Raw genomic sequence first — 4,052 nt, 5'->3', positions numbered from 1 at the left:
GCGCACACGTACGCGGCGCGGCGGGCGGACGGCGGCGGAGCCGAGCCGCCGTAGATCTAGCCGAGGCCGTTCCTGACGGCGGTGATCAGTTCACCTCCGGTGGTGTCGCCGCTGAGCTCCCAGAAGAACGAGCCGGCCAGGCCCTGGTTCTTGGCGTAGCTCATCTTGCCGCCGATGGTGCCCGGGGTGTCGTAGCTCCACCACTGGTTGCCGCAGTAGGCGTAGGCGGTGCCGCCCACGGTGCCGGTGGACGGGCATCTGGTCTTGAGGACCTTGTAGTCCTCGATGCCCGCCTCGTAGGTGCCGGGCGCCGCGCCCGTGGCGGACCCGCCCGGCGCGCTCTGGCTCACGCCGGTCCAGCCCCGGCCGTAGAAGCCGACGCCGAGCAGCAGTTTGCTCGCCGGGACGCCCTTGCTCTTGAGCTTCTGGATCGCCGCGTCGGAGTAGAAGCCCGGCACCGGGATGCCGGAGTAGGACGTCAGCGGCGAGTGCGGTGCCGTGGGCCCATCGGCGTCGAAGGCGCCGAAGTAGTCATAGGTCATCGGCAGATACCAGTCCACGTACTGCGCCGCGCCGCCGTAGTCCGCCGCGTCGATCTTCCCGCCGGACGTGCCGTCGGCCGTGATGGCCGCGGTCACCAGGTTGCTTGAGCCGAAGCGGCTGCGCAGCGCCGACATCAGGGTCCTGAACGACGAGAACCCGCTGGTGTCGCAGGACAGGCCGCAGGCGTTCGGGTACTCCCAGTCGATGTCGATGCCGTCGAACACGTCCGCCCAGCGCGGGTCTTCGACGAGGTTGTAGCACGAGTTCGCGAAGGCGGCCGGGTTGGCCGCCGCCTGCCCGAAGCCGCCCGACCAGGTCCAGCCGCCGAATGACCAGATCACCTTGATGTGGGGGTGCTTCTTCTTGAGCTTGCGCAGCTGGTTGAAACTTCCGCGCAGCGCGCCGGCGTCCCACGTGTCAGCGACGCCGTCCACGCTCTCGGCCGCGCTGTAGGCGCGGTCGTAGTCGGCGTAGCTGTCTCCGATGGTGCACTGGCCGTTCTGCACGTTGCCGAACGCGTAGTTGATGTGGGTGAGCTTGGCGGCCGAGCCGCTGGTGTCGATGTTCTTGACGTGGTAGGCGCGCTGGTAGACGCCCCACTGGGCGAAGTAGCCGATGACCTTGTTGCCGCCTCCGCCACCGCCGCCACCGGCGTCGGTGGTCACGCTCACGGCGTTCGAGGCGGACGAGGCGTTGCCGGCGGCGTCGCGCGCCCGGACCGTGAACGTGTACGCGGTGCTCGCGGACAGTCCGGAGACGGTCGTGGATGTGCCGGTCACCGAGGCGGTCCTGGTGGCGCCCTGGTAGACGTCGTACCCGGTCACGCCGACGTTGTCGGTCGCGGCGTTCCACGCGAGCGACACGCTGCTCGCCGACTTGCCGGTGGAGCGCAGGTTCGCCGGGGTGCTGGGCGCCTGGGTGTCACCGCCGCCACCGCCCGAGCCGTCGCAGGCCGCGCCGTTGACGAGGCACCCGGAGAACGTGCCGCCGCCGCTGCCGTTGAAGCCGAAGCTCGCGGTCGCGCCGGGGTTCAGGGTGCCGTTCCAGCCTGCGTTGGTGAAGGCGTGGTGGTTGCCGGTCGAGGTGCGCACCGCGTCCCATGAGGAGCCGATGGTGGTCCCGGACGGCAGATCGAACTCGACCTTCCAGCCGTTGACGGTCGAGCCCGTCCCGTTGGTGATCGTGCACTTGCCCTCGAAGCCGGTTCCCCAGTCCGAGGTCTTCGCACACGAGGCGGTGACGGCGGCGGCCGATGCCGGCGGCGCCGCGACGACGGTGCCGATGAGGGGCAGGAGCATCGCGCCGAGCAGCGCTACGGCTCTCCGTCGGCGCCCGCTTCGCAGGCTCTTGCGCAGCTTGAACATCGTTCTCCCATGACTCGTACCCCCGAACCAATAGGAAACTTTCCTTAAAATAAAGCAAACAGGCGATTCTGACCAGATGTCAGCACCGACTCGGCGCGGTGAATGTCGGCGCTGTGGCCTACGCTCCCGGCCATGTCGCGAGCCGAGGTCGTCTACCGCTATCAGCGCGCGTCCACGTTGCGCCCGGACGGGGGGCTGCTGCTGGCCACCTCCGGCGGAACGGCGCCGCACGGCGCGCTCGAGAGCCCGAGGTTCTTCGACGGCTTCATCGCGCACGCCGAGCAGGCGGCCGTCGCCCTGCGCGTGTGCGCCCGCGTGGCGCGCACCCGTTTCTACGTGCCGCCGGGCATGCTCGCCGCCGTGATCCGGGCCGCCGATCCGGTGGTGACGAGCAGCGGCGACCGGCTTCGGTTCGAGTCGTTCTCGGCGTGCTGCGGTGTCTACGCGCGGCTCGACGTGCTGCCCGGCGCGCTCGACGGAGCCATGCCGGGCACTGGGACCACCAACGTCTACTTCAATCCGCCGATGCGCGAGGCGCTCGCCCGGATCGGCGGCATCGATCCGCTGCACCTCAGCGTCGGCGTCGACGACGTCACGGTGCGCACCATGGACGGTGAGGTGGTCGAGCGGCGGGTGCCGCTGCCCGAACGCTGGCTGAAGGGCTTCGCCGAGGTGCCGCCGGCCACGGCGGGGATGACCCGGGCCGCGGAGCTCGGCGGACCCGCCGCCCGGTCCTTCCTGCGCGGTCTGCCGCGCAGCTGGCGGGGCCCGGCCTGGGCGACGCCGCTCGGCCGGTCGCTGCGGATCTCGCCGCGTGCCGGACGCGGCGCGGTGTGCGCCTCCGGCCCCGATCGGCTGCGCGTTCTGGAGCCGCTCGCGAGGTTCGCCACCGCGCTGCGGGTCTACGGCGGCGCCGGCCCGGCGGGCCGGCCGGCCGCGAGTGCCTGGGAGCTGGTCTGCCGTGACCTGTACTTCGTCGTCGTGCTGAGTCCCGAGGTCAACCGGGGCTTCTCCGGCGAGGGCGCCGTTCTCACCGACCTCGCCGACGAGCGGGCCGAGGACGACGCAGGCGAGATCGCTCCGCTGCTGTCCTGGGAGACCCGGCTCGATCCGGGGCGCTTGGCGGCCGAGACCGGGATGTCGCGCGACCGGGTGCTGCGGGCGCTCAGCCGGCTCGGCGCCGCCGGCCGGGTGGGCTACGACCTCGCCGACGAGTGCTACTTCCACCGCGAGCTCCCGTACGACCCCGATGTGCTGGACGGCATGCACCCCCGGTTGCGGGACGCCCGCGCGCTGGCCGAGAGCGGAGCCGTCGTGCTGGTGGACGGCGGCGCGCTGGTGCGCGGTGGCGACGTCGAACACCGTGTCTCCCGAGGCCCGGACGGCGACACCTGCACCTGCCCCTGGTGGGGCAGGCACCGCGGCGGCCGGGGCCCCTGCAAGCACGTGCTCGCCGCCGACCTGGCCGGCCGCCCGTGAACGCGAAGCACCGGGAGATCGACGCCGCCATCGACGCGAGCGACCTGGAGCGCGTCGTCCGGCTGCTCGCGGCCGTGCCGGAAGGGGACGTCGGCGCTCTGTACCGCCGGTGGCGGAGGCGGATCGCAGAGTTCCGGGCGCCCGCCGACCAGCGAGAGCCGCGCGAGCTGCTGGCGCTCGCGGCCGCGGTCTGCGCTCCAGGCGCCACGTCCGCCCTGGACTGGATCACCGACATGCGCCGCGATCCCGACCCAGCAGGGTGCGCCTGCGGGCCACCGGGTGCTCGAGACGCTGTGGGCGGCCCTCCCCGCTCTGCTGGAGTCGGGGACGCGTGACCTGCACCTGCTGCTCGCGGTCGCGGCCGATCTCGTCGCCCGGTTCGGCCGGCCCGGCGCACCGCCCGCCGGACTCGAGGGGCTGGCGTCGCGCTCCGGCCGCAGCCGGCTCGTCACCGAGGCCAGGCGACTGCGCTCGGTCGAGCCCGCGTCGGCCGGCGAACGCCGGCGCGTCGCGCGCGACGTCCTGGCCAGGCGGCTGGATCGCGCCGCCGGCTCGCTGGAGGACCGGGCATGAGCCCGATCGCTCCTGGATGGAAGACGGAGGGCGGCATGGGCGAGCGGCTGCATCCTGCCCTACGGTGATCAGGTGACAGAGGCGGAAGAGCTG

General features: G+C 72.4%; 4 protein-coding genes. 3 read left to right on the top strand and 1 reads right to left on the bottom strand.

Annotated features, from left to right (window positions below; genetic code table 11):
* Positions 1-56: 56 nt before the first annotated feature.
* The gene (locus HKK72_RS36910; RefSeq protein ID WP_187239034.1) at positions 57-1,907 is read right to left on the bottom strand and encodes a glycosyl hydrolase family 18 protein; all 1,851 of its coding nucleotides are present in this window, start codon (positions 1,905-1,907) and stop codon (positions 57-59) included.
* A 132-nt stretch (positions 1,908-2,039) separates the two neighbouring features.
* Between HKK72_RS36910 and HKK72_RS36905 the strand changes: the two genes are divergently transcribed.
* Genes HKK72_RS36905 through HKK72_RS36895 form a run of 3 tightly spaced genes read left to right on the top strand, consistent with a single transcriptional unit; the run spans position 2,040 to position 3,959 of the window.
* Positions 2,040-3,386 carry an SWIM zinc finger domain-containing protein gene (locus tag HKK72_RS36905; protein WP_187239033.1) on the top strand — a complete coding sequence of 449 codons (1,347 nt, stop codon included), beginning with the start codon at positions 2,040-2,042 and terminating at the stop codon, positions 3,384-3,386.
* On the top strand, positions 3,383-3,721 hold the full coding sequence (locus tag HKK72_RS36900; RefSeq protein ID WP_187239032.1) for a hypothetical protein: 339 nt from the start codon (positions 3,383-3,385) through the stop codon (positions 3,719-3,721). The genes HKK72_RS36905 and HKK72_RS36900 overlap by 4 nt, the downstream gene beginning before the upstream one ends.
* Positions 3,666-3,959: a hypothetical protein gene (locus HKK72_RS36895; protein WP_187239031.1), complete on the top strand. Its 294-nt coding sequence runs from the start codon at positions 3,666-3,668 to the stop codon at positions 3,957-3,959. Before HKK72_RS36900 ends, HKK72_RS36895 begins: the two co-directional genes overlap by 56 nt.
* Positions 3,960-4,052: the final 93 nt, after the last annotated feature.

This window comes from Actinomadura sp. HBU206391, assembly GCF_014323665.1.
Classification (GTDB): Bacteria; Actinomycetota; Actinomycetes; order Streptosporangiales; family Streptosporangiaceae; genus Actinomadura_C.
The sequence above is the reverse complement of the archived record's forward strand: the minus strand, read 5'-3'. Positions and strand labels throughout refer to the sequence as shown.